This window comes from Pseudoxanthomonas sp. LjRoot204_2, from assembly GCF_056175765.1.
This window is the reverse complement of the sequence record NZ_JBGFFG010000712.1, coordinates 1-1,098: the sequence shown is the minus strand read 5'-3', so window position 1 is coordinate 1,098 and position 1,098 is coordinate 1. Positions and strand designations below refer to the sequence as shown.

1 protein-coding gene is annotated in these 1,098 nt (G+C 60.7%); it reads left to right on the top strand.

Annotated elements, in window-relative coordinates; genetic code table 11:
* Positions 1–113 precede the first annotated feature (113 nt).
* Positions 114–842 (top strand): DUF6882 domain-containing protein, encoded by a 729-nt coding sequence (locus AC04L7_RS19315; protein ID WP_436046231.1) that lies wholly within the window; start codon positions 114–116, stop codon positions 840–842.
* Positions 843–1,098: the final 256 nt, after the last annotated feature.

Sequence of the window (1,098 nt, the reverse complement as noted above, 5' to 3'; positions counted from 1 at the left end):
GCAGTCATTCGCGCAATCGTGGCGATGCGCGAACACGACTTTCTCTCGCGTGTCGAGGATGCGCGGAAAGTCCTGACCTTCAACAGAACAACCGACATCGACCATAAATCAGCATGAGCACATTTCAAGACCATTTTGCAGACCACGCGGCTTCCTCGTTCGCCAGACAAATTGCATTGGGCGATGTAATTGGTGAAAGGCCCTGGGGCATTGACATGCAGAAAGGCCTGTTGCGCTTCGGCGATGACCTGGAATACCCCGTGCAACTGCTCGGCACGCATGCCTTCGAACCCCGCACATGGCTGTGGGTCTGGGCCAACACGCAGAGCAATCTTCCGCCGCAACTCACTGAGGCCGCCTTGCGCATCCGGCAGCTCGGTGAGGCGCAGACCGTAGAGGCGTTCACCCAACCTTCGCTGCAACTGGACGACATCACCGATCACATGATCGCCATGACCTGCAGCGGCCTAGAGGGAGGCCGCTGCTATTACCGCGCGCCTTACGACGGCGGCGCACTGTTCGTGCTGCTCGACGACGTGCCGGCCGAGGTGCTGGCGCCGGTGTCGCTGCCCCGCGTGAACACGGTGCTGATGGAAGTAATCTCGCAGTTCGACGTGGACCATCGCCGAATGGTGACAAGTTTTCTGCGGCAGCAAGGGTTACATGCGGCATCCAACGGGGCGGGGGGCATCCGCGCCGAGAGAGCGGGCGAAGGACACATCGAGATCAGCTTCGACGAACTCGGCCGCATCTCGAATGTCGCTGCAACGCTAGGACCGGCCGCGTCGGCACCGAGCACGCAGGCTGCACCGAAGAAGTCGCGGTGGCAGTTCTGGAAATAAGTGCTCGCGTCGCGCGACGACCATTGGAAGCACTCCGGAGGTGTCCGTCCGCTGTGGTTCGCAGGCAGAGGTCCTTCGAGACTTAGGCAGACTTCTTCGGGTGACACGTTCCGTTTTGCGTCCATTGAAGTTTCCATAGAAGTGACGTTCGATGATGCCTGTGAACGCTGACCAGCTTGGCATCGGAGGCGCACACTCGTGAACTACTCCGCGCCGAGCGGCCGCTTTGGAGAGTTCCCGACGACCGGTCAGGGGC

Bases quoted from the DNA above. Each gene is read 5' to 3' on its own strand.
- AC04L7_RS19315 (WP_436046231.1), top strand. From the start codon at position 114: ATGAGCACATTTCAAGACCATTTTGCAGACCACGCGGCTTCCTCGTTC.